This is a genomic window from Candidatus Neomarinimicrobiota bacterium, from assembly GCA_041154365.1.
In the GTDB taxonomy this organism is placed as follows: Bacteria; Fidelibacterota; Fidelibacteria; order Fidelibacterales; family Fidelibacteraceae; genus Fidelibacter; species Fidelibacter multiformis.
In genome coordinates this window covers 1-24,630 of record AP035449.1, presented here as the reverse complement: position 1 = coordinate 24,630, position 24,630 = coordinate 1, and the positions used below count along the sequence as shown (strand labels likewise).

Genomic DNA, 24,630 nt, shown 5'->3' with positions numbered 1-24,630 from the left:
ATCATTTATTTAAGTAATACAAGTTTTTGATGAAACACCCTGTCTGCGGCCCGCATTCTGACCACATAGATTCCTGAGGCAAAGGCATCCGCATTCCAGATATAGGAATAGGAGCCGGCACTCAGATGACCCTGGTGCAGGGTTTCCACAACCTGGCCGGTCAAATTGACAATATCCACGGTCAGATCAGACGCTTCAGGCAGAGACCATTGAATGGTTGCCCGGGCATTGAAGGGGTTGGGGTAGGGCTGGAGCAATTCAAACGTCCGGGGAAGTTTTGCCTGAGGGTCTTGTATGCTGTTGGCCACCCCAAAGTCTTCCTGGTAGCCCACGATGAGCTGGTATTTTGAAGCATACTGACCGCCGACGCCCATAAAAACCGCTTCCCGGTCCTCGTTGAGTTCGGCAATATCGATTCCCGTGGAATTCCAGAAAACCACTTCCAGGCTGTCATTTCCATCTGTAATGGTGACGGCGGTATTGCTGGAATAAGATGTGATATTGCTGACAACACCCGGCACTTTAATGAGAGTCCCTTCCCATTCCGAATCATTAGCCTGCGAGACCGTAAGTTCTGCCGGATCGGGGAGTGGCTGGCCTGTTGCCGTAATCTGATATGTGAAATTTTTCAATTCAATGGTCGTGTAATAAAGGTCAATTTCACCCACAACTGTCACTTCGGCACCGCGTTCCAGATCAGGATACAGGGTGGGATCATATAAATTAAGTCCGTTTCCGGAAGCATCCTGAATATAGGCATTTGTCCGGTCCGTTTGAATTACATTGGATCCGATGGTCATCACGCCATGAATCGTTTTAATCTGTCCTTCCCAGGTTTCAACATTGTCATGAATGTCCGCGATTGGCGTGGGAGTTGCTGAGGCGATGAGAACGTAGTAAGCGCCGGAACGGTGTTCATTACCGTCAGCATCCAAAGCAACAAACCGGTAATTGATCTTCTGATCCCCGGCCTGGGCCGGAATTTCGCCCATCCAGGTATTGTCGTGATCATTCCATGTGTTGCCGGTTCCCACGGCGTTCAGAAAACTTCCGCCTGTTCCGTATTCAATATCCATGGCCGTGATGGCCGGAGCGTTTTCAGCCGGTACGATATCGATGGAAACTTCAATGGCATTCACCGATGTGACAAACTCAGGAGATCGGACAGCGTTTTCAAAGGAGGGTGCATCGGCACCGCCGTGCATGCCCAGACCGCTGACATCATCCGTTCCCAGTTGGATCCATTCATCCATGGTGAAAACAGGGTTCCCCACGGCCACGCTGGTTTTTCTCCGGAGGGTCATTTCGCCAATGATATATTCGTCACTGTTGGGATTTCCCACAATATCCACAATCACACCATTGTGAAAAAGAGCCACTGCGTCATTTCCATTATAATGGACAACGGAAGGATAGGAAAAAACAGTATCCGGCGTGGTATAGAGGGTATGATCTTCTGCCGCCAGTACAATTACATTACCAGGAGCCAGTACTGTTAAATGTCCCCAATCCTCAAGCACAACCGAAAAATCAGCACTGCCGTTTGATGCCATACCCATGGTAAATCCTTCAGCATTCAAATCCACTGTTTCTTCGCCTACATTAGCAATTTCCAGGTACTTATTGTTGGAAGATCCTTCTACATATTCACTGATGATAATGGTAGATTCCGACACGTCGACAACGGAAATGGTGACTGTATCATCAGCCATAAGTCCACCATCATCAGTAACTTCCAGGCGGAAGGAGAGCTCAGAAGCTGCAGCAGGTGCCGTAAAGGTGGCAACAGCCGCATTGGCATTATTCAATGTAACGCTGGTGCCTGAAAGCTGTGTCCAGGCATAGGAAGCAATACTCCCGTCCGGATCATAGGACTCACTGCCATCCAGGGTTACGTCATCATTCACCCGGACAACCACATCTTCACCAGCATTGGCCACCGGGGCATAATTCACCTCTTCAAAAACCTGATCTACATTTGCAGCGCCAGGGGTTGTGGATGCTACCTGCCAGGGGCTTCCCTGAAGTCCAAGTCTGCTCAGAGATTCGCCTTCGCTACCTTCATAAACATCTTCTGAGGCAGAAGCTACTTCCATGGGATTCCCATCTTCATCATTCATGGTCCCCTCATAGGATACGGCATTCACAATCGATCCGTTAATTTTTAATACGATACCATCCGGAGCGCCATTTTGAATAATGTGGGTTGTCGGCCATCCGGAGGGAGTCAGATCCACATTGGAAACGGTTGCGGCACCAATGACAAAAAACCCATATCCATCTGTTTCATCTGTCAGGGTCAGTGATGGAATATCCACCGTTTGGTATACAGATCCAGGCGTTGTGTTCCCATTCACCAGTTCGACCGTGACATTTGTGTATGTTCCGGCGGGACCGGCAATTTCTAAAAATTCAGCACTATCGGTACTGGGTTGATCATAATCGATTTCGTTAATAAAAAGCTGTCCCATTGCCAGGCTGGTCATGACAAGCAAGACGGCAAGACTTTTAGAAATAATTTTCATGATATCACCTCGTTTTTACATTTTTTTTGGGCTTAGAAGATACAATCTTTTGCCGTTAAAAGGGTAGAAAAAGATCGTTTTGGCTTACACCCCTGATTTGTTTTCAAAGACCGGGCGGATTTCACCGATCCGGTGACCTGCATGATTGGTGAGGATCGGATGGTGAAAGGGTTCCAGTTTCTTGACTTCCTCAGGGGTTAGAGTGTTTAGGTGGATAAGGGTTTCAATCAGGAGGGGTGCCAATGCCCGGCGATTCCCGTCATGAATTTTAATATTAATCCCAAATCGTCTTCCGTCAGGGTGCCTGACGGCACATCCCTGAACCCCTTCTGCACCTACTTTCGCGACCATTTTGCCATGGGTAATTTCCATCAATGCCGTATCGAAGCGCCCCTTACCGGCAATCAGGTAGGGGTGGGATGTCATGATATTCCAGATTCTTTCAAGACTTTCGTCAGATCCCAGGGCAAGGTGGCGGTACATTCGGGCCATGCCCCGTACAGAGACAAAAAAAACCGGTGCCGTACATCCGTCCAAAGCCAGGGGTACATTGGTTTCACCGGAATATTTCCTGATTTTTTCCCGGATTGCTTTCTGAACGGGATGATCAAAATCCAGATAGGTGGCTACATCCTCTCCCAGATGGCGGCAGACTGAAAGCATGCCTGTATGTTTCCCCGAACAATTGTGGTACACCGGGGAATACCCGGCTTTAATCGCCCCTTTTTGGCCTCCGATTGAATAGACCAGGGGGGGATGAGACCCACATTGCAGCGCCGATTCATCCAGGCCGATTCGCTTCAGGTATTCCCGGACAATGTGTGTATGCACGGTTTCACCGTTATGGGATGCACAGGCCAGGGCAATCCATGAGTCGGGTAATTGAAAGGCCTTATCCGTCTCCGTATCAAGAATCACCGTTGCCTGAAAGGGTTTGGCACTGGATCGTAAATAGGTGAAGAGAGTCGTTTCGGGGGTATGGAGGATTTCCTTGCCATCCTGATCCACAACACTGATTTCGGCATGGTGGACACTTTCAATCCGACCGCCCCGGAGGACATCTGCTCTGGCTAAAATAAATTCTGAATTCTTCATAATTCTCCTGGTGATATAAAATGAAACCCCTCTTTTTCAAGTTTTGGAATCATTTCCGTGAGAATTTTCAAGGTCAGGGGTCTGTTGTGCCCGATTGCCACCACAACGCCTTTTTTTTCCGCCATCCGGGCCATTTTATCGATTTGCCGGCGGATGCTGTTTTCGGAATTTTCATGATCAATGAAGATATCACGCTGATAAACCCGGATGTTATGGGATCTCATAACCTGCTGTACAACGGTCTTGTTTACGGTGTAAGAGTCCACAAAAAAGAGATCTTTGGTTTCCAGAACATCGGCAATTTTATGAATCATGTCCGCAGAGGCCGTGACCCGTGAACCCATGTGGTTGTTCATTCCCTTGGCCATGGGGAGTTCGGCAATGGCTTTCAAAATCCGGTACTCAATTTCATTCCGGTCCATTCCATCCATGATCATATATTCTTCTTCACCGCCCAGGTATTTCAACGGTTCCATGGGCATATGAATCATAACAGGATGTCCACGTCGTTGTGCAAGACGGGCCAGACTTTTGGAATGTGTGTGCCCCGGAATCACGGAAAAGGTCACAGAGGCCCTCAGATTGAGAAACCCCTTTTCTGTTGCATTATAGGCATAGCCGAAATCATCAATGATCAAGCAAATACGTCCTTTTACTGCTTGTGTTTTCGGCAGGAGGATAATACGCCCTTCCAAACGATTTTTCTGATCCCGGATGGTTAGGGTTATGCGGGTTTTCTGAGAATCGACCCGTGCAGAACAGGCTTTCAGATAATCCCCGCAAAAGAGCCCAAACCGATAGAGATCCTCCCGGAGAATTTTTCCTTCGGGATATTCAAATTCAAGAGTCCAGACTGAATCCTTCGGGGAGATTTCCATCTTTGAAAGACGTAAATGCCGAACCGAATCCTGTAAAAAGAGGGAAACCTGATTCATAAAATCATCCGGGGGTGCCTTTATTTCCTCCGCCGGCCTGACAAAAAGAATCAAGACTGCCGCACAGACTAGAACGGCGAGTCCCTTCAGAATGCTGCGTTCCAGCCGGTTATCCCTATAGAAAACCGTATCTTGTGATTTTTTATTAAAAACTGGATTCATCGTGCCATTTCACAATCCGCCATTGGTTGTCCCAGGGACTCCGGCTAAAATTAAAAATTGCCGAACCGATAATCACCAGATTATCCCCCAGGTTTAGCTGAAAAGATTTCACAATTTCGGCATAGTTGGAGCTGTCGAACCATGTTTTTTGCGTTTTCAGGAGGGTATCGCCTTTTATATAGCTGAAAGAGCTGTCCAGGGTGGAATTCCAGATCAGGTCAATCGGCCGGAACGCCCTGAAAAGTCCGCCTGTCGCCCGAAGTTCAACATCCCGCGGCCAGGACTCATAATGGCCACCGCCCCCCTCATCATCCGGTTCATAGTAAACAAAGACGAACTGGCTGTCAATCAGGGTAGAATAAACCAGGCTGTCCCTGTAAATATAGGCATAACGAAAATTTTCCAGCACATGGGCGGGGCGACTCATTACCGGATTATACAGGAGGCCGGATTTTCCAATGTCTCCGGTTTCCGGTGCAAAAATGTTATGACACGATGTGGCTGTCAGCAAAAAAAAAGTGAATACCGCTGTAACAACGGTTCTTATCATTAGAATAACGCCTTCAAATCGGTCCAGTCCGGCTCGCCTGTGCTGATATCCTCCCAGAAATAGATCAACCAGTAATTCCGGCTGTCCCGCACCATTTTAAACACGCCTTTCCCTTCGTACTGGGTAGGTGGACCTACCCGGTTATGATGCACATCCAGGGTATAAGTAAATTGATATTCTACAGTATCCAGGGACTCGACAAAGGGTTCATCTTCGGTGATCGTCACACTCAGCAAGGAATCGGGCGGACAGGCAGCCAGAAGGGATTGAAACCAGACTTGCTCATCGGCAGGACTCCATGCGTCAAATTTTCCCGGATATTTGATGGAAGAGACGGCGGACGGCTGAAACCGAAAGGCCGGTAGATTATAATTGTGAGTATCACTCAGACATTTCATATAGGTTTCAAACTCCCGGTACTGAAAGGCCTCTTTGAGATTTTCAATCACAAGGGGTGGTGTGGTGGCAGGAGTCCAGTGAGATTCCGTCGGGCGGTCCGGGGGCTCAGGATCCCTAACGCCCAAAAGATCCCCGCAGCCGGTGAATCCTCCCAGAAAAGAAAGAAGCAAAAAAGGAAAGATGTATATGTGTAAACGTTTCACGGATAAAATTTACAGATTCTCCTGTCCGTATTACAGAGACATTTTATCGAATCAGTTGATTCCTGGTATATAAGCAATGCTCAGAACCACGGGATAGGCAATCTGGTCCTGCATAAAAAACTGTCCAGCCCCGAAACGGAACTGCTTATAATGAAGATTTCCGCCGAGATGCCAGCTGTTATTTAGACCGGAATAAGAAAGCCCTGCTGAAAAGACACCCTTCATGTCATATCGGATTAAACCGGTGCCATAGACATCAGCTTCATCGTCGAGGTGAAGGGAAAGGCCGGCCCGGAGTCCCTTTATTCCGGCGGAAAAACCTGTGTAAACGTCCAGAGGCAGAGGAGTTGCAGATGTATATAAGTCCTGCATTTTACCCAGGTTTCGGACACCGGCTGTCAGCATGGCGAATTCATGAACCCGCCATGCGGTGGAAAGGTTCAGGGCGCCACCCAGTGCGGATGCATGATATAAGCGTTCAAACACCAGCTGGGCTGTGGTACCCACGCGTAAATCCTGTGAGATAACCCACTCCCTGCCGGCAAAAAGTGTTCCATTATAATATCCGGTTTCACCAATCGGTTCTTCCTGTGCCACGTCCGTCCGGATTTCAATGCCATCGGTTTTCAAAAAAGATGCGCCACCAAAAAATTTTCGGGTTCCTCCCGTTATCCGGGAATAGGGTGAATCAAACATCCAGAATCCATGCATGCCATGCCAGGAAACAGGTTCATCCGGAAGAAAAACCGGCTGTGATACGGCATTGGAAAGTCCTCCAGGAGACGAGGCATACCATCCATTTACCGGATCTTCCGGCAAAGAGAGAACGGTCAGGCCGGATCCGGCATAGAGGAGGGATCCCAGACACAAAACTGAAAGGGAAATGATTGCTTTAAAACGTAAAGATCCACGAAAAGGCATGGCTGATTCCTTCATTATATCGTCCAAAGAGAAAGGCATAATCGATGCGGGTTTCAATATGTCCCCACACCGGATACCGGGTGCTGAGTCCCAAAACCGGCATTCGGTTATCCACACCACCCCGAATGGCCAGATGATCTCCGGCATGAACCTCCATCCCGGCGTGAAAAGTAGGGAAGATATCAACACTTCCCCGGTAAGCCGCTGTAATAAAAACCTGATGATTGAATTGAAGTGCAACGGATAGCTGGTACAGCGTGGGATAGGTATCGGTGCGCTGTGAACCGAATTCATAAATATCTTTTGTATTCCAATTGATTTTACTGTTTATGTCTTTGACGGAAAACCCCAGGGAAAGAAAATCAAAGGGAGCATAAAAAGCACCCACATCCAGTCCAAAACCGGTCGCTGTGACGTCCGGAAGCTGATCCATAAAGATTTTGGTATTAACGCCGATGCTCAGACTTTTCCAGATCCGGTTTGCAAACCCGACATAGAGGGCATCCTGGGATGTTTGAAGTTCTCCGGTCATCTCATTGGCAAAATTTCGTTCTTCAATATTGCCTACGCCTGCATGAACCCAGGCAATGGCCAGGCCGGCTGTTGGCGGAACGGGAATCGTCACATTAAGCATGTGCAATGAGCGATCCAGGCTAAGAAACTGAAATGACGAACCAAAATGGCGCTTAGAGAGATGACCCAGAAGGGCTGGATTTTCTGTAAAGGCTTCCGGTGTTTCCATCAACGCGCCAACGGCATTCCCCAGGGCTGCTGAACGGGCGGATAAGGGCATCCTGAGATAAGTCCCGGCGTAACCACCGGCTTCCCGTCTGGGGGCAGCGGATAAGGACAGGGCCAAAATCGTAGTCCATAGAAGTCCCTGCAATATGACGGATTTCCTTCTCATCATTACTCCAGAATAATCACTTTAGTCCAGGCCGCCTGTTCCGTCCCCCGACCATGAAATACGGCCCGGACAAAATAGGTTCCGTTTGCCACCATGTCGTTCAGGCCGTTTTTGCCATTCCAGGTAAAATCCTTTTCACCGGGAAATACAAGGGCTTCCTGAAGGATGGTTTTTACTCGAGTCATGCCAAAATCAAAAACATCCAGGGAGAGGGTTCCTTCTTCCGGAATCAACACGTGGAACCGGACGTGGCCTTCTCCTTCATATACATTCATTCTGCCGGGAGAAAAGGGGTTCGGATAGACAGAAATGTTCAAATCCCCGGCTGGTCCAATGGTTGCAACCTTTCGTATTATCCGCCAGTTAAGGCCATTATCCTCTGTTACGGCCAGTCCATCGCCGGTACCTACCCATAAGCGTTCAAGGGGATCAACGGAAGCCGTATAGATTTCATCAGAATAAAGCTGGTCACCGGAGGAAAAATCTTTGGGATCGTGCATGGGAATCCAGTTCCAGCCATCGCCGGATACCCACAAACCCGTCGCAGTGGCGGCAAACACCTGATCTTTCCAAGTAGAGACATTATAAAGCCGTTTATCACGTAAGGTGTTTTCCCAGTGAAGGGCACCAAAGGTTCCTTTGACCGTATAACTAAGGCTTTGGAATTCTCCTGCACCCACCGCCGGCAGGGCCGCAGCGTACAGGGTTCCATCCTGCCCCAAATGGAGGGCTACGATAAAGTTGCCGCTTAAGTCAGAATTTTGCGCTGTATACCGACGCCAGGTTTTGCCGGAATCTGTAGACAGGTTCACACCGCCAGCCGTTCCGATAGCGACCGTATCTCGTCGTGCCACGACAGAGAAGGCCCGGTGGTTATAATTGCCCGTCATGCCCAGATCCGGTCGGTCTACAGGACTCAGTTGGAAATTCCGGGGGCTTTCTTCATTCAGGACGTCCATGTTATCCGGTGGCAGCACCACCCGTTTCCAGGTTTGGCCCAAATCCCGGCTGACCCGGGTGCCTCCGGCAAAGCTGGTGGCCCACAGCAGAGTATCTCCATCCGTATTCACATGAACGGCCATGTCATAGGTCAGGTTATCTATGGGAACGGTTGTGGGCAGAGCTTTCAGCGTATCTCCGTATAAAAGAACAAAGTCCGAATCGGGATGATCGGTCATCTGGGGGTATTGAATCCAACTGAATCCTCCGTCGGGGCTGTAGCTGATACCATTGCCTGTGGCTGCGCTTTCATCCACACCGGCACTGTCAAAAGCCGTTGCCACCCAAAGATGTTGCCCAAGAGAGGTCATGGATGTCACCCCGCCATAGCGGACAGCCATGGGGTTGTTGTAATAACTGTAAAATGTTTCTCCTGCATCGGTGGTCACAGATAAACCATAACCCGTAGAAAAAAAATAGGTAGAGTCATCCAGGAAAAGGATTCCACTAATCCCGTTTGATCCCAGGCCTTCGTAGACCAGAGAATCATTCAGTGAATAATGTCCGGCTACCGTCCAGGGTGTGGCCATTGCACCGGTGATCCACAGGAGCAAAAGAACCAAAGTCCGCTGGATTGTTGTTTTTCCTCTCATTCGCTCACCAATGTAACTTCAACAGAATCAGCACTTAACACCCGATTTCCATAACCATCTTCCACCCGGGCTCGATAAAAATAAGTGCCCAGTTCATCATCCGGTGAAAACCCGGCTTTGATGGTATACCATCCATCGTCAGGAGAAAAATCTTCATGAAGTCCGTCATCGTAGGCCGGTGGATGTGACTGTACGGTTGTATTTCCGCCGGGATTGCGGCGTTGGAGGCTGACCGATGTGATATCCTCGAGGCCGTTCCCATCATCCGCCTGAATGTAAAACAACAGGCTATCTCCTTCCGAGCCGGTAGATGGCCTTACGATTTGAGAAGAAGACGAAAGGAAGAAATTCAAAATTTGGGGGATATAATTTTTATAGACCGTAATCGTATCTTTTACATAAGGACTGATATTTCCCGCATAATCCAGGGCATAATAACGGAAAATATTGTCTGTCAGCTGATTTTCCGACGAGATGATAAGAGACGTGGCAAAAATCCCGTCACCGGAAATCCGGTCTGCTCCGATTCCGGCATCATTCAGCACGAAAAGTGAATTTGAATTCCACCGGGTAGTATCTTCATCATCACGGACCTCAAAGAACACAGCGACAATATCCTTCAGGCCATCCGGGTCCGTGACCTCTGCTTCCACAACCAGGGTATCTTCTTCTCCCGGGTCGGGCCGCATAATCGTATCCGGTGCCCACACAGAGAGGATAATCGGCGGATCATTAGCCTGTAACGAGGTCATGGCACTGACGGTATCTGAAGTGTCATTCCCTGCCACAGCCCAGAAAAGGGACACCAAATCACCGCTGAGGGTATCGGAAAGGGCTGAATCCAGAGTAATGCTATAGTATCCATCCCCGGCGATCTGGTCCCCGTTTTCCCCTTTATCATAAAGAGGGGTGGAAAACCAGAGCGAGTCATCATCCGGTTTGAAAACATCCGAATACACATCGATGTCCTCAGAAGAGATGTCGTGTTCAACCCGTACCCGAAGATGCAACTGTCCCAGGGATGCCCGATAGTTGACAAGAGCGGCGCTGAGGGTAAGGCCGTCAGACTCTCCCTCACCCTCAGGCGAAAGGGGAATTTCAGGACCGCATCGCATCGCCAGTAAGAAAAGAAGCAGCATTACGTATTTCATGTATGGAAATCTTATCATAACACATTTTTGGTTGCGCAGACGGCAAGCCAATCTCCGTCTGTTTGTTTCTCTAGCACCTTGTATCCTGCTTCCGTCAAAAGGCGGACCAGGTCCTTTTCATCTTCAATCATCAAACCGGCTAAAATCAGATGATTCGCTTTTTCATCCGCAGGCAGGTTGGAAAATTTTTCAAGAAGGGGGAATATAACGGGTTTTTGGATATTAATCATAGCCCAATCGCAGGCATAGCTTTTCAGTTGAAAAACATCCTGTACCTTCCAGTCAACCGGAGGATTGCCGTTCAATTCAATATTTTCACGAATATTGGTCTCAATCTGGGGATCCGCGTCACAGGCTACGACAGGAGAAGCCCCCAGCAGAGCGGCAGCAATCGAGAGGATACCCGACCCACATCCCAGATCCAGAACCGATTGACCCGGTCTAACATATTTTTGAAGCATCATGAGGCTCAATTGCGTGGATTCGTGGGTACCTGTTCCAAAAGCAGAGCCTGGATTGATGCAGACCATCGGCTCTTCCGGAGGAATTGTCTGTCGGTGCCAGGGAGGTGTAATCCACAAATCTCCAATTTTCAGGGGTTTAAAACCTTCGATCCATGTCAGGTTCCAATCCTGGTCGGGGACAAATTCCCGCTCAATGGGAACATCCGGGAAATGATCCTTCAGGCTTTTCATCAATGCTTCACTCGATTCCCAGGCGTCCCAAATCACAAGAGCCGTCGGATTGATTTCCACGGCCCGGATGCGACCTGTTTCCAGAAAATCCCGTTCTAACGCTTCCTGAATCGTGTCGTGGGGGGGCAGACTGATTTTTGCATAACCTTTTTTTGTCATCATTTATTCCTGTCCATAAAGCCACATCAGCAGGACATCCCCGATACACTGGAGGCTTTCCGGAGCGCATTTATCCGGTGTATCTTCATGGGTGTGCCAATAATTCTGCCGGGCATTTGGATATTGAAAATCAATAATGTTCACGGTAGGTATACCTCCTTCCGACAGGGGAACATGGTCATCATAGACCATCGGGCCGTATTTGGGGATAAACACATCTGCATATCCTGACTTTATAGCCGTATTCCAGATCTCTTTTGCCAGACCGGGTGCAAAACGCAGGGAATACATTTCATAGAATATCTGGAGTTCCGAATCTCCGATCATATCGATCAAAATTCCTTTGTGTGGAACCGGTTGCAGGGGATGTTGGCTGTAATAGCGGCTTCCCTGACAAAACTCCTCAGGGTAATCGGGGCGGCCCATATCTTCACCATCCCAAAAAGCGATATCCACACCAACGGCCGGAGGGAATTGAGCAAGAATTTGAGCAAGATGGATCAGAACAGCCACTCCGCTGGCCCCATCGTTGGCTCCCGGAATCGGCTCACTCCTGCGAAATCGGTCTAAATCGGCCACCGGTCGTGTGTCAAAATGGGCTGATAACATAACTCTGTCCGGATTTTTCGGCTGAAAGCGATATATAACATTGGTGAGGGAAACGTCATTGGGCCCGTAGGGATTATATCCGGTAAACTCTTGTGTAACAACAGTATCCGCCCATTTTTCACCTGTTTCTGATAGCCATTGAATACAAGTAGCATGTCCCCGGCTTCCGGGATTCCGCGGCCCCATATCAGTTTGAATCGTAAGGTACGTAAAAGCAAGATTGCCATCAAAGGACGGCGTGGCTGCAGGTAACAGCAAACAGCTGAACAGAAGCCCCATCAGGCATTTCAAGGCGCTTTTCATCCCCGAATCCTTATGTTAACTTTAATACCGAAATCCCGGGAAATCCGCGTGGGCATTTTACTCTTTGTTTCACTGTACATAAACCAGGCGGCCCCATTAATATTCCGTGAGAACTGATAACTGAGCTCCGGTTGAAAAACCCAGCTCTGGCGCCGGTCCATCTCGGCAAATTTTTCCACATCACCTCTTCGCTGCAGTGTTTTCTGATTGCTGTATGTAAAGGTAGCTGAAATGTCCATGGAATTCTGGAGATTCACCCGCTCCATGAAGGGCAGGGGGATGGATAAGCCACCTTTATGGTTATATGCAAAGGTTAAAGAGGCATTATCGGTAAAAGTCCTTTTGGTATCTGCTTCCGTATTCCGGATATCCAGGCTCCGGGTCCACCGGGTTGTGGAACGGAGTCCGTTTTTCAATGCGATCGTCAGTCCGATCAGGGGCTGGTACTCATGGGTATAGGTTGAACTTTTTTCTTCATTATTTTGATATTGCACCATCTCTTTCCCGGCATATCGGTGCTCCAGTGTGACATTGGTCGTATACTTGCTTAAGAATTTCATCGTATTCAAGCCGGTCCACCGCACAGACCATCCCGGCAGGGGAAAACCGGAGCGCCCTTCGGCGCCGAGGGGGAAAAAGTTCTGTGTAAAAGTTTCGGTGAGATTTACCCCGGCCTCATTAGTGGTAGACGACAGGGCAAAATCAAAGGTGGTGGAAATCCGTTTGGTCAGCTGGTATCCACTTTGGAGATTCAAATTACGTGTAATATTCAAACCCCGGTAATTCTGTCCCACCTGATCCAGGGCAATGGAATCGCCGGGTGTATCGGAAAATCCGTAGCGATATGCCCAGTTCGGGGATTTCTGCTCTGTACTGTCACCCAGCACCAATCCGTTATGACTCAGGCGCCGGGTTTCAGAAGCCCGAATGGATATGGGTGAAAGATTTTTGATAAAACCTAAAAAGAGTTTTTTAGGTGACAGGTTGAGTGTTTTCTTTTCTTCTTCTTCCGGTTCCCGATCCTCTGTTTCCCGGGGCTGGGTGGCTTGTTGGCGTTGGGGACGCCGTGCTGCCGGACTTTTGGCCGGTGTAGAAGATCGTCCTTTTTCTGAGAAGATTGAACGAAGATTCAGGTTCAAGCTTCCACTGAGAGATCGGGTATTTCCCACGTTGGCATAGTTTCGGGATAAGGGTTCGTTTTGGGTGAACGTAGAGCCATAGGTAAAGCTGGGCTTCAGCCAGGATGTAAATTCCGGTGAGAAAGTGGCGTTCAGCCCTTCTGTAATGTTCGTGACCTCGCCCGGGGAAAATTCTTTCAACACATCCAGTTTCTGGGACAGGTAATCACGGTAGTTCGCATCTGCTGTACGATTGTATTTCAACGCGATTTTATCTGTAGGGTTATAGTTCAACGTAAACTGCCGTTTCATGGTCCAGGTATGATTAGGAACTGTTTCTCCGGACCAGGGGGTGTTTTTTGAAATATTCTCTGTCGTGCTGATATCATATTTAACTAACGAGGGTTTCCAGTACAGTCGACTTTCATTAAAATGTTTTCCGATCAGGGGCATCCACGCAAGGTATGGGATCCCTTTGTCTTTTTGGAGCTGTGCGCTATATGACACTTTACCCTGGTAGGTTTGGGCGCTTTTTTCCTGTGTAAACCGGTCTTTGCTGAAATTATCTGTCATGGTAAAACTGAGGGAGGTTCGGTCTACGGTCCACCGGGTGAGGAAAAAATCAGATTTGGAGTTTTTATTGAAGGAGGTCTGAAGACTCTTCCGGGTAGCCGATGTAATTAAGCTATCCGGGACATCTGTAAGGAGTATATCACTACCGGGAGAATATTTGGGCACCTGTTCTGACTCAGAAAATGAGAGCGTCACGGGAATTCTCAGATTCCACTTTTTGGGTAATAACTCGTGTGTATTGAAAGTATAAACAACATCAAATTGTCTGGAATCGGATAAATTCTGGGTTCCACCTTCAAAGGGATTTTTCTGATCTACTTCATGGAATTCGGCTTCCTGAAATTTTGAATTGACCCGGATCGTGGAAACATCTCCCAGGCTCAGATTGGCACTTCCCCGGAATGCCAACCCCCTCTCCCGCTTGGGGTCACTCACCCGAAGTTCATTAATCCAGATGTCTCCTGTATAATAATCGGGTGAATCATTGATGACCCCGATGATAAATTGATCAATACGCGCCAGGGAAGGATCTCCGACCACCCGGTAAATCCGGCCGGTCGGATTTTGATTTTCATCCAGTTCGTGAAATTCCCGGACCTGTCCGTCAGCCGAAATATGATAGGAAAGCGTGTCAGGAATTGTGGCTTGATTCAACAATTTTAATTGTGTTAGAGTCTTAAAATCCACATTGATTGTATTTCTCTTATCCCATCCGGCATAGACGGGGGTCACGATTTCATAATAATCTGTCTCGGAAGTGGTCCTCCCCAGACGAAGATAAAAATCCACCTGTTTTTCATCCAGCGGATGGCGGTCATCTCCATGGATAAACATTTTAATCCGGTTGTACAGGATATAGTTTTCACTCTGGTACAACTGTTTACGGGCAGCTGTCATGTGTTGCGGGGGAAGGTCCAGATGTTTGAGGGCCAGAGACTGTTCTTTTGAACGGATATTGTAAATCCTGTCCAGCTTTCCCTGTACACCATCCGGGGAATAGTACTCGGGATTGTCATCGGTATTCACAACCGTGATTGAAAAAACATCATCATCTCTTTTAAATTGTGTTGAATCCATGATGGCAGCAACGCCTTTTTCCTGCCACTCATTTCCCACCAGGCCGATGGAAGCAATTTGTACGGTATCCTGTGAGGTCACACCGGCATAAACCAGGCGGACGAACTCAATTTCCGTCATGCTCGGATTGTTCACCGTTTCCAGTGTATCCGCCAGGGGAATGCGGTACAGGCGCCAGCCGGTTTTGGGACTTCCGGGAAGATCCGTAAAGCGGGTTTCTGTCACATAGTAGGGCGAACCGGGATCCTCCAGATCCAGCTCATAAATAAAATAATCATTGGAAACATCCAGGCGACCATTATTATTGATATCCTCTGTGTCGGGAATATGTCCCGACTCGTCTTCATTTCCTTCGGTCCCGTTTATCCAGCGATATTTTTCTTCTCCGGGTTCAAACTCGTAATTATCCATCATGGGGTCCCAATCCAGGAGGGCTTCTTCCTCGTCTGTTAATCCGTTCAGGCCGATATTTTCACCTTCATCAATGATACCATTCCCCACTACGAATCCGGCTTCCGGTTTATCCTCTGTATCCAGTTTCCCGTTTTGCACAGGTTTCCCATCCGTGATATTGGGGGTGATATTGAGATCCTCAGAAATTTTTCCCAGATCAATACGCAACTTCCCTTTTTTCCCCTTTACCCAGACTTCGATATACTTACTTTGGGATTGGTCAAAGGCACCTGAATAAAGGGCTTTCATCATGCCGCCCCAGGAATTTTCCGGGACCCAGGGGGTTTCGTCGGTAATCAGGGAATCGCCGGTGACATTTTCAATGTAGGGATCGAGAACCATGGTAAGAACGCGTGTGACGTCATTTTGTTTGTTGGCGCTTACTTCCCGGTTGGGCCAAATGCTGTTGGTGGGAACATCGTTGTAGGGGTTGTACCAGAAAAGGAAACCGTTGTTGGGATACTGAAACCGGAAAAAATCATCTACCGGCGGGCTTGCCATCCGCCATCCACGGCGTTCAACCCCCAGTGAAGTAACCCTTTTGGATCCTTCGAAATCATCTATATTGGCCACTCCGTTCACATCACCGGTTTCTTTGTTGGAAATCGTATTCGGGTTGGGGATAATCTGGGCGATTTCTCCCGAGAGGTGAATATAGCTGTTGCCGCTTGTATTGATCAAAGGCAGTTTGTTCAGCCCCCGGGTCAGCCAGTCCAGATCTTTCCGGTATTCCCCGTTGATATCCCAGATCAGGTTTCGGTATGGTTCTTCACCTACGCGCACCTGATCATCAATTGAAGATTTGTTGAAATACATAAAGGTCCCGCCCAGGAAATTCTGCCTTTTATCTCCAAAACGATATTCTGCTCGGGTTCCGGCAATGATTTTTTTATCCAACTGGAAAACCTGGCGGGAATTATAGGAAATATCCAGTTCTGCATTTGGGTTCCGGGCCACATCACTTTTCAGCACAATCCGGCCGGTAAAATAATCGATTTCATAATCAATACCCCGTACCAGCTTTACCTGATTGGCTGTAATTTCCTCACTGCCTTCAATGATCATAAAATCTTTCAGTTCGATGACTTCGCTGCGGTTACTGTATTTCACTTCGATAAAGAATTTGTGTTCCGTGGCATGGGCATTGTTGTTGGTGGTTGTATCGTACAGCGCTGTAGAGGAAAAATCAGCAGGAAGACTGGGGTTATATTTTCCGTCAAAACATTGGGGATCCCCGGAACAGGCAGCTTCTTCTGAAGTAAAGGGGCGAACGTAGGGAATCATGAGTTCCCCTTCCGTAAGATTGAGAAAATTGGCATTCAAATCGACCTGATCATCATGCTGCCCGAATACCCCATTTTCATCCTGTCGGTCCAAACCAAACATCCGGATATAGGGTGTGCCATCTGCGTGACGTTCCTGTGGCGCATTTCCTCCATCGTAATAAATTTTCAGCTCAAAACCCTCTTGTTCAATATTACGAGTCCCCAGATAGTATACATTTTTAAATTCCAGATCCCAGGTGGGATGCTCGGGCCGGGGATTGACGGGCTTAATCAATTTCAAATTTTTTGGATATTCACCTGTCGCTACCAGATCACCTTCTGTAATCACCGGATTGGGATCACCGGCCTTTTGCGTTGTGTCACTGTATGCAATGGCCAAGACATCTCCCATATTGACGGATGTCAGCATTTTGAAATATCCCAGGTTTTCATCCAGGATATAATCTTTCCCCTCTTCCATCCGCTTGAAGTAAAAATTCCGTTCCGCCCACGATTCGTACTGGGTTGTATCCCGCGGGTCAACCCACGCCGTCGCCATAAAAGCTCCTTCTTCCTGGGGCTGAACCTGCTTATAAAGTTCAAATTGTGTAATCCGGCGACGGATCATAAAACGTGCCTGATCATCCAGGGGATACATGTTTTGCCGGTAAATGTCGCTGATATAGAAGTATTTTCGTCGAATATACTCATAATCCTGAATGATCACCGGTTCACTTTCGCTGCCACCACCCCATTTTACTTTTTTATTTTGTCCCTCTTCCACCGACGCAATGGCAGTCACATCCAGTGGACCAAATTTCATCAGCGCTTTGATGCCATAAAGCCCTGTAGCGTTTGCCTGCCCCTTGACAAAATTGGTCCCCGGAAGAGAGAGTGAAATGTTCCCGGCTTCAATTCTCTGTATAATTTCATCTTCTTTGCCTGTATAATGAATCCGCAGGGTATTTTCAAAATTAAAATCCCGCTGACTGTCCTGATCCACCTTGATACTGACACGGTCACCCACCCGGCCTTCGATGGTAAAATTTTGTTCCTGGTCCATAATAAAGCTGGTGGTTTTCGTCTGCTGATAGCTTGTAACCTGGTTGGATTGATCCCGTTGGGAGAGTTTTCCCGAAATGCTGATATTTCCGCTGACACGGAGGGAAACCCGCTGGCCGGCAATATCCGCTCCGATGATTTCGATACTGGTTTCCTGTTTACCTTCCTCTTTCTGATCGAATTTTGAGGCGATTTCCTTCTGCCAGATTTCCCGTGTTTTGGCCGTTTTCATTTCTTCATAAAAGCTGTCGAATGATGCGACAACCGGTTTGCGAATCATGATATCATTTTTGGATTCATATTGTTTAAGAAGTTCGCCTTCACCGGCAACTTCGCGAACAACCCGCAAGCCTGGAAGGGAAACAGGAAATGAATAACGCAATGGCATATCCGGATTGGGTTTCAGGCGGTCAAATCCACTCGGTTCTGAATAAATAAGGGGCATAATACCAGACGGTTTCCACTCATAGGTGAAACGTATATTTGCATCGGGAGATGGTGATTGGGCCCATAAGACAGATGCGGTGATCAGACTGAGGAGGACCCGGAAAATCCGTTTTTTTACCACGATCATCAATGTCCGGTTTTGTTATCGTTCACAACCTGTAACAAATAGTCTGATCACACCTCCGTGAGTATATGGTTTTCTCTTAGGATTTTTATCATTGTCAAAAGTGCCTGTCCTCGGTGACTGATGTTATTTTTCTCCTGGAGTGTCAACTCCGAAAAGGTTTTTTTAAAAGGCGGATAGTAAAACACCGGGTCATAACCGAATCCTCCGTCCCCACAGACCTCTTCGAGAATTTGTCCCGTCACTTCACCTTCAGTCATCATTTGATATCTGTCATCCAGATACACCATAACTGTACGAAAGCGGGCTTCTCTTTGTTCCTTGGGGATCTGTGACATTTCTTTTAATAATTTTGCTACGTTATCCGCATAGCTTGCATGCTCTCCGGCATACCGGGAAGATTTTACACCCGGTGCACCTCCCAGGGCCGAGACTTCCAGTCCGGTATCATCTGCCAGAACCGGCAATTGGGTATATTGATGGATTTCCCTTGCCTTTTTCAGGGCATTTTCTTCCAGGGTCTCTCCGTCTTCGATAACATCTGGCATCCCGGGAAAATCATCGCAGGTCAAAATAGAAACCTGTTCGTCTTTCAGGACTGCTTGAAGTTCTGAAATTTTATCTTTGTTGTGTGTGGCAAGCACGAGTTTCATAGCATCCATTTTTAAACAGAGTAAAATATACTACGACTTTAAATAGAACTCAACATATCACATGATGAGCCGCGCACGGCTTTCTTCCAGCCGGCGGAGGTGAAATCGCAACCATACAAAGGCAAGTGAGCCGGCTAAAACCGATGAAATCATGTTGGAATACCAGATATAATGGAGGGGCTTCTCCAAATAAATCACAAAAAAGATGGCAAACAATATGCTGATAAACACAACTCTGAGAGACGTGAGAATTAATCCGGGGAGCCCGCGACCAAGTCCCTGGAATATTCTCCCGGAAATCATGGAGATGACAATAAACGGATAAATAAAGACAATCAGGCGTGTATACTGGATGGCAATACTCAGGATTTCCTTTTCAGAGCTGAATATTCTGTAGATATAAGGAGCACCCAGATAAAAAATAACACCAATGGTTGTGGCAATGAATATTCCCCGTGATATGGCATAATACCAGGTCTTCCGGATCTTCTTATACTCTCCGGCACCGTAAAACATACCGGCCAGAGTAACCATCCCGTTTGCCATTGACATAATGGGTAAAAAGAAAACCTGATCCAGATTTCGGGCAATACCGAAAGCCGCCACAGCCTCTCCGCCGAAACGAATTAGCAGGCGGTTAAACACCATTCCTCCCAGTGACATGATAATCATCGCCATAGATGCAGGAATGCCGATGCGAAAGATTTCTTTCAGGAGTGTAAAGGAAAAATGGAATTCACTGAACCTGAAGTGAATGTAGGATTGTTTGCGTTTAAACAAATAATTAAGAAAGAGGACCATCACAATAAACTGACTTAAAATAGTGGCCAGGGCCGCTCCGCGGATACCCAGGTTCAGGGTGAAAATAAAAAGAGGATCCAGCACCATATTCAGCAGTGTTCCGGCGATCTGAAAACGAATGGGCGTTACCGTGTCCCCCTCGCCGGATAAAATGGAGCGAAAAAAAACATTCATAATATGAAAAATAAACCCCATAACAATGACGGAAAAATAGTCCACAGCCAGTGGAATGATCTCCGGCGTGGCACCCAGGAACTCAAAGATGGAATATCGGAGGAGATAACCTCCAACAGAGAGAATTACCCCAAAGACAATCCCCATCAGCACTCCGTGCTCTGCAGAGTTATCCGCATCTTTTTTTGCGTTTGCTCCCAAAAAACGTGAAATCACACTGGTGACCCCTGAGCCTAATCCGAAGGTTATCCCTATGGCAAAAAAGAGCAAGGGCATGGTAAAACTAAGGGCTGCAATGGCCTCTCCGCCAAGACGACCGATAAACACCATATCAACAAGGCTGTATATCGTTTGTACTGCCATTCCGAACATGATGGGTACCGAAAGTTGCCAGAGGGCCCGGTGAGGATTTTTTATGAAGCCGCGGACTTTATTTTTCTTTTTGTTACTCAGCACTGTACATCCATATTTTTTGCAAAAGTGGGTGAATTTAACATCATTCCACCGTATTTCTCAGAGCTTTCACGGAAAGTTCCGTTACGTCAGGGCAGACTTCTATGTAAATTCCGGAGAAAGGAGTTCGGGATGAAACTGACACACATTCCTTTAAAACACATCCACAGGGAAAATACCGATTTCCGGTACAGAACGTATCTGACAGATGAAAGCCTGGCACACACCATGAAAAACAGCGGTCTCTGTGATCCGGTGTATCTTTTAATAAAGGATAAATCACCCTTGATTATAGATGGATTTAAACGTATTCACGTATTATCCAAACACTTCCCGTCTTCTTTTCCCGTACCGGCTGTTACGCTGGAGGAGAAAGAGCTTACATGGAAAACTCACCTTGCTCTTGTTTTGAACCAGGATACAAGAGGTGCACTTCCATTTATCGAAAAGGTGTCGGCATATCAAATGCTTAAAAAAAACCATATCATAAGGGATGATGCGGAAATTTTACGGGCCCTGAACCTTCCGGATCGAGCGGATTATCACAAAATTTATACATATTTGACAGATCTCCCGGAAGCTTGGAACCGTTTTTTTACAGATCATACCGTACCGGGCAGGCGTATCAAAACCATGTGTGAAGCCGTCGACCTGAAGGCATGTGTATCCCTGCTGAATATCATACCTGGCCTGAACCGTCTTGAACAAGCTATAATTATGTTGTCAGAAATCGAAAAGCGTGAGGGGATCTCAGCTGGAAATATCCTACAAACTCTCCTGGACGAACTTCATAATGATCCAATAAAAGCGGAACATGTTTTTATGCGAATTCGTGAAATTCGTTACCCGCTACGAAGCAGATATGAAAAAAAAATGGATGACGCGTTGAAGGCGCTGAATCCTCCACATTTTGTCTCTGTACAGTGTGATAAAAATGGAGAAAAACCCGGAACACAAATCATCGCCACGATCCAAAACCCACAGGACACCGAAGAATTTTTAACCTGGTATGAAAAGGTAAGGGAGTCTATAAAAAAACTGCTGAATGAGCGACTCGAGTTATGATGGAGGGCGAGAAAAAAAAACTGATCGTCCTGAACAAGGTTCAGGGTGAGATCCTGCAGCAGTTCAAGCGTGTTTATCCCGTAGAAAAATGTGTCTCAGCAGAAAAACCGGAAGATCTCCTGCCGGGGTACAAAACGGAATCTGTCATAAAAAACAAGATCCTCTTGGCTGAAAGCCGTGGGCAGATTTTTAAACCCTGTCCTGGTACATCAGAGGAGTATCTCTGTTGTAATTACTGGGTCCTGAACCAGTCCATGAATTGCCCATTCAACTGCAGCTACTGCATTCTACAATACTATTTAAACAATCCATATCTCACGGTGTTTACCGATACAGAACGAATGATTGAGCAGATACGTCAACGAATGGCTCGTGAGCCCCGGCGTTTTTTTAGAATTGGAACCGGTGAACTGGCAGACAGTCTTGCATTGAACGAAGAAGGACATTTTGCCCAGCCGTTGATCCGTTTTGCAGCTCATACGCCGAACATGATTTTAGAGTTGAAAACAAAATCCGACCAGATTCAGTCCCTGTTAAAGGAAAATCACAAAGGAAAAACCATTTTGGCCTGGTCTATTAATCCTCCGGCCGTCATACAGGCAGAAGAACATGGCGCTGCGTCACTACCCCGGCGCCTGAATGCCGTGAAACTTGCTGTTCGTGCCGGGTATAAACTTGCCTTTCATTTTGATCCAATCCTTGATTACCCGTCATGGGAAAAAGACTACGAGACAACCATTCAACAGTTGTTTCACGTAGCACCGTCTTCCCAGATTGCGTGGATATCCATGGGAACGCTTCGTTTTCCGCCCGATATGAAAGAAAAAATTCTGAACCGTTTTGCCGACACCCAATTATTAAATCCAGAGATGATAAGGGGCATGGATGGAAAATTACGATATTTCAAACCCCTGCGTATCCACCTGTATCGCCATGTTTATCAAATGCTAAGGAAATATGGCGGACAGGACCTGTTTATCTATTTTTGCATGGAAGATGCAGAAACATGGAGAGCCGTCACGGGCAAGGCCCCGGACAGTAATGGAGAACTGGACTACTGGTTTGCCCGCCACCTCTACCATCACTTTCCGGGACTGCTTACCGAACCACCGCGTTTAAATGACTACCTCCATTTCAACACACCCCGTCACAGAAATCAACCCTGATCTTTTTTGGCTGAATCGTTTCCGTTGCCGCCACTTTCACCTTTTTTACGGGCTCCAAGCATCGTAAGAGTTTCTGCAATGACTTCAGTAACAAAGTGCTTGTTGTTATCTTTATCCGTCCACTCCCGAGACTGGAGGCGGCCCTCTACATAAAGCAACTGTCCTTTTTTCAGGCTTTTGGCGTATTCAGCCAGACTCCTCCATGCCACCACCCGGTGCCAGTCCGTCCTCTCCTGAAATTCCCCCTCTTCATCCCGCCAAAAAAAATTTGTCGCCAGGTTGAATGTGGTGGTCATAATGTCATTGGGGGTATACCGCATCTCCGGCTGGTTCCCCAAATACCCGACAAGTATTACCTTGTTCGCTGAATTTCGGTTCATAGACACCTCCTTGCTTCATTGTAGCTTTCTTACATCAAGTTTACACAAGAAGAAAATAAATGTCAATATTATAGTATAATTTTAATAAATGTATATAGGGTTTATTCTATGTTGTAATGCTTTAAATAAAAAACTTTTGCTGAGTAAATGATACGCGTCATCTATCACATGGGGGATTGCAAACAACAGGATTAGCCGGCCGTCAGATCTATTTGGTGTCGGATGGCGTCGATTTCACGGGCAAATTCCTTGTTTTCTCGAATTTTTTTGCCGATCACATTGCATGCATGCATCACGGTTGTATGATCCCTGCGGCCGAGACGGAGTCCGATAGTTTTCAACGACATGCCGCTGATTTCACGGCTCAGAAACATGATCACCTGACGCGCCAGGGCCACTTCCCGTTTCCGTCCTTTGCCCATCAGTTCATTTTCTGTAACCTTGTAATAATCAGAGACGGCACTTTGAATGATATCAATAGAAATGTGGCGGGTTTTCCGGACTCCCAGAATATCTTTGATCACCTTTTTTGCCAGATTGATCGTAACATCCGTATGGGCAAGGGAACTGTAAGCAAAGATCCGGGTCATGGCCCCCTCCAGTTCACGGACGTTGGTCGTAATATTTTGTGCCACAAACTCTATCACTTCCGGGGGAATTGCCACCTGATCCATATCCGCCTTTTTCTGGAGAATGGCAATTCGGGATTCAAAATCCGGGGGCTGGATATCCACGGTTAATCCGGACAAAAACCTGGAAATCAGCCGTTCCTCCACTCCTTTTAACTCTTTTGGGGTTCTGTCTGACGTGATGACAATTTGCTTTCCCCTTTGATACAAATCGTTAAACGTGTGAAAAAATTGTTCCTGGGTTCCTTCACGGGATTCCAGAAACTGAATGTCGTCCACCAGTAACAGATCTGCCTTGCGATAAATATTACCAAACTCATTCAGGCGGTTATTGCGGATTGCCGTGATAAAATCGACCATGAATTTTTCACTGGACACATAAATCACCCGCCGGTTTGGGTTCCGGGTTCTGGCATAATGGCCGATGGCCTGTAAAAGGTGAGTTTTCCCAAGCCCCGTACCCCCATAAATCAAGAGAGGGTTGAACGCCGTATTGCCCGGGGCTTCCGCCACGGCACGGCTGGCTACTTTAGCAAACTGATTATGGGGACCCTCCACAAAAGTTTCAAAGGTGTATCTTCCGTTCAACTGACTGTAACGATCCTCAACATAGTACTCTTGAGGCGGAAGGTTTTCCCGGTCACTTCTTTCTGTTACTGTAGGCCGGGGAGATGGTCCCGGTGTGGATTTTTCAGATGAAATGTCCTGCTGTAAATTTTCTGCAATCGTAAATTGCACCAATAAATCTTTACCGAAAACCGTTTTAATACATTTTTTTAAAACATCCCGGTAGTGCATCTCCACATATTCAGAATGAAACCGGTTGGGTGCAGAAATCCTAAGGACCTGTTCGTTGGCGGATACGGGCTGCAAGGGTAAAAACCATGATGTGTAGCTATGCGTAGGAATATACTTCTGCAAATCTTCAAGGAGAGCGTCCCACTTTTTCAGCATCTCAGAATCCATCTTATCCACAATTGACAA

General features: G+C 47.2%; 18 protein-coding genes. 2 read left to right on the top strand and 16 right to left on the bottom strand.

All coding sequences use genetic code 11. The features are described from left to right. Window positions 1-5 precede the first annotated feature (5 nt). From strainIA91_RS00090 to strainIA91_RS00025, 14 genes are all read right to left on the bottom strand, one after another. Complete coding sequence (locus strainIA91_RS00090) at window positions 6-2,525, bottom strand: PKD domain-containing protein (protein WP_400167047.1); 2,520 nt, start codon at window positions 2,523-2,525, stop codon at window positions 6-8. A gap of 84 nt (window positions 2,526-2,609) precedes the next feature. Continuing rightward, window positions 2,610-3,620, bottom strand: coding sequence for an asparaginase (locus strainIA91_RS00085; protein ID WP_400167046.1), 1,011 nt, complete (start codon window positions 3,618-3,620; stop codon window positions 2,610-2,612). After that, window positions 3,617-4,717, bottom strand: coding sequence for a divergent polysaccharide deacetylase family protein (locus tag strainIA91_RS00080; protein WP_400167045.1), 1,101 nt, complete (start codon window positions 4,715-4,717; stop codon window positions 3,617-3,619). Before strainIA91_RS00080 ends, strainIA91_RS00085 begins: the two co-directional genes overlap by 4 nt. Beyond that, window positions 4,701-5,267, bottom strand: coding sequence for a hypothetical protein (locus tag strainIA91_RS00075; protein ID WP_400167044.1), 567 nt, complete (start codon window positions 5,265-5,267; stop codon window positions 4,701-4,703). Before strainIA91_RS00075 ends, strainIA91_RS00080 begins: the two co-directional genes overlap by 17 nt. Then, window positions 5,267-5,869 carry a hypothetical protein gene (locus tag strainIA91_RS00070; protein WP_400167042.1) on the bottom strand — a complete coding sequence of 201 codons (603 nt, stop codon included), beginning with the start codon at window positions 5,867-5,869 and terminating at the stop codon, window positions 5,267-5,269. The genes strainIA91_RS00075 and strainIA91_RS00070 overlap by 1 nt, the downstream gene beginning before the upstream one ends. Before the next feature lie 51 nt (window positions 5,870-5,920). Beyond that, entirely contained in the window at window positions 5,921-6,790 is an 870-nt protein-coding gene (locus strainIA91_RS00065) for a hypothetical protein (protein ID WP_400167041.1), read from the bottom strand. Next, window positions 6,762-7,700 (bottom strand): hypothetical protein, encoded by a 939-nt coding sequence (locus strainIA91_RS00060; RefSeq protein ID WP_400167040.1) that lies wholly within the window; start codon window positions 7,698-7,700, stop codon window positions 6,762-6,764. The genes strainIA91_RS00065 and strainIA91_RS00060 overlap by 29 nt, the downstream gene beginning before the upstream one ends. Further along, on the bottom strand, window positions 7,700-9,289 hold the full coding sequence (locus strainIA91_RS00055) for a WD40/YVTN/BNR-like repeat-containing protein (protein ID WP_400167039.1): 1,590 nt from the start codon (window positions 9,287-9,289) through the stop codon (window positions 7,700-7,702). Before strainIA91_RS00055 ends, strainIA91_RS00060 begins: the two co-directional genes overlap by 1 nt. Beyond that, a complete protein-coding gene (locus strainIA91_RS00050; RefSeq protein WP_400167038.1) occupies window positions 9,286-10,440 on the bottom strand; it encodes a hypothetical protein in 1,155 nt (384 codons plus the stop codon). Before strainIA91_RS00050 ends, strainIA91_RS00055 begins: the two co-directional genes overlap by 4 nt. Before the next feature lie 14 nt (window positions 10,441-10,454). Then, on the bottom strand, window positions 10,455-11,297 hold the full coding sequence (locus strainIA91_RS00045) for a 50S ribosomal protein L11 methyltransferase (RefSeq protein WP_400167036.1): 843 nt from the start codon (window positions 11,295-11,297) through the stop codon (window positions 10,455-10,457). Beyond that, complete coding sequence (locus strainIA91_RS00040) at window positions 11,298-12,206, bottom strand: M28 family peptidase (RefSeq protein ID WP_400167035.1); 909 nt, start codon at window positions 12,204-12,206, stop codon at window positions 11,298-11,300. Further along, window positions 12,203-18,322 carry a cell surface protein SprA gene (gene sprA, locus strainIA91_RS00035; protein WP_400167034.1) on the bottom strand — a complete coding sequence of 2,040 codons (6,120 nt, stop codon included), beginning with the start codon at window positions 18,320-18,322 and terminating at the stop codon, window positions 12,203-12,205. The genes strainIA91_RS00040 and sprA overlap by 4 nt, the downstream gene beginning before the upstream one ends. A 53-nt stretch (window positions 18,323-18,375) precedes the next feature. After that, complete coding sequence (locus strainIA91_RS00030) at window positions 18,376-18,978, bottom strand: XTP/dITP diphosphatase (RefSeq protein WP_400167033.1); 603 nt, start codon at window positions 18,976-18,978, stop codon at window positions 18,376-18,378. A gap of 57 nt (window positions 18,979-19,035) precedes the next feature. Further along, window positions 19,036-20,325 carry an MATE family efflux transporter gene (locus tag strainIA91_RS00025; protein WP_400168270.1) on the bottom strand — a complete coding sequence of 430 codons (1,290 nt, stop codon included), beginning with the start codon at window positions 20,323-20,325 and terminating at the stop codon, window positions 19,036-19,038. Window positions 20,326-20,538: 213 nt separating this feature from the next. Here strainIA91_RS00025 and strainIA91_RS00020 point away from each other — a divergent pair, with 213 nt between their 5' ends. Together strainIA91_RS00020 and strainIA91_RS00015 are read left to right on the top strand one after the other, a co-directional pair. After that, entirely contained in the window at window positions 20,539-21,471 is a 933-nt protein-coding gene (locus strainIA91_RS00020; protein WP_400167031.1) for a hypothetical protein, read from the top strand. Beyond that, window positions 21,468-22,637 (top strand): SPL family radical SAM protein, encoded by a 1,170-nt coding sequence (locus tag strainIA91_RS00015; RefSeq protein WP_400167030.1) that lies wholly within the window; start codon window positions 21,468-21,470, stop codon window positions 22,635-22,637. Before strainIA91_RS00020 ends, strainIA91_RS00015 begins: the two co-directional genes overlap by 4 nt. Here the strand turns inward: strainIA91_RS00015 and strainIA91_RS00010 are convergent. After that, on the bottom strand, window positions 22,628-23,017 hold the full coding sequence (locus strainIA91_RS00010; RefSeq protein ID WP_400167029.1) for a single-stranded DNA-binding protein: 390 nt from the start codon (window positions 23,015-23,017) through the stop codon (window positions 22,628-22,630). The genes strainIA91_RS00015 and strainIA91_RS00010 overlap by 10 nt on opposite strands. A 191-nt stretch (window positions 23,018-23,208) precedes the next feature. Further along, entirely contained in the window at window positions 23,209-24,612 is a 1,404-nt protein-coding gene (gene dnaA, locus strainIA91_RS00005) for a chromosomal replication initiator protein DnaA (protein ID WP_400167028.1), read from the bottom strand. Between the last annotated feature and the right edge of the window lie 18 nt (window positions 24,613-24,630).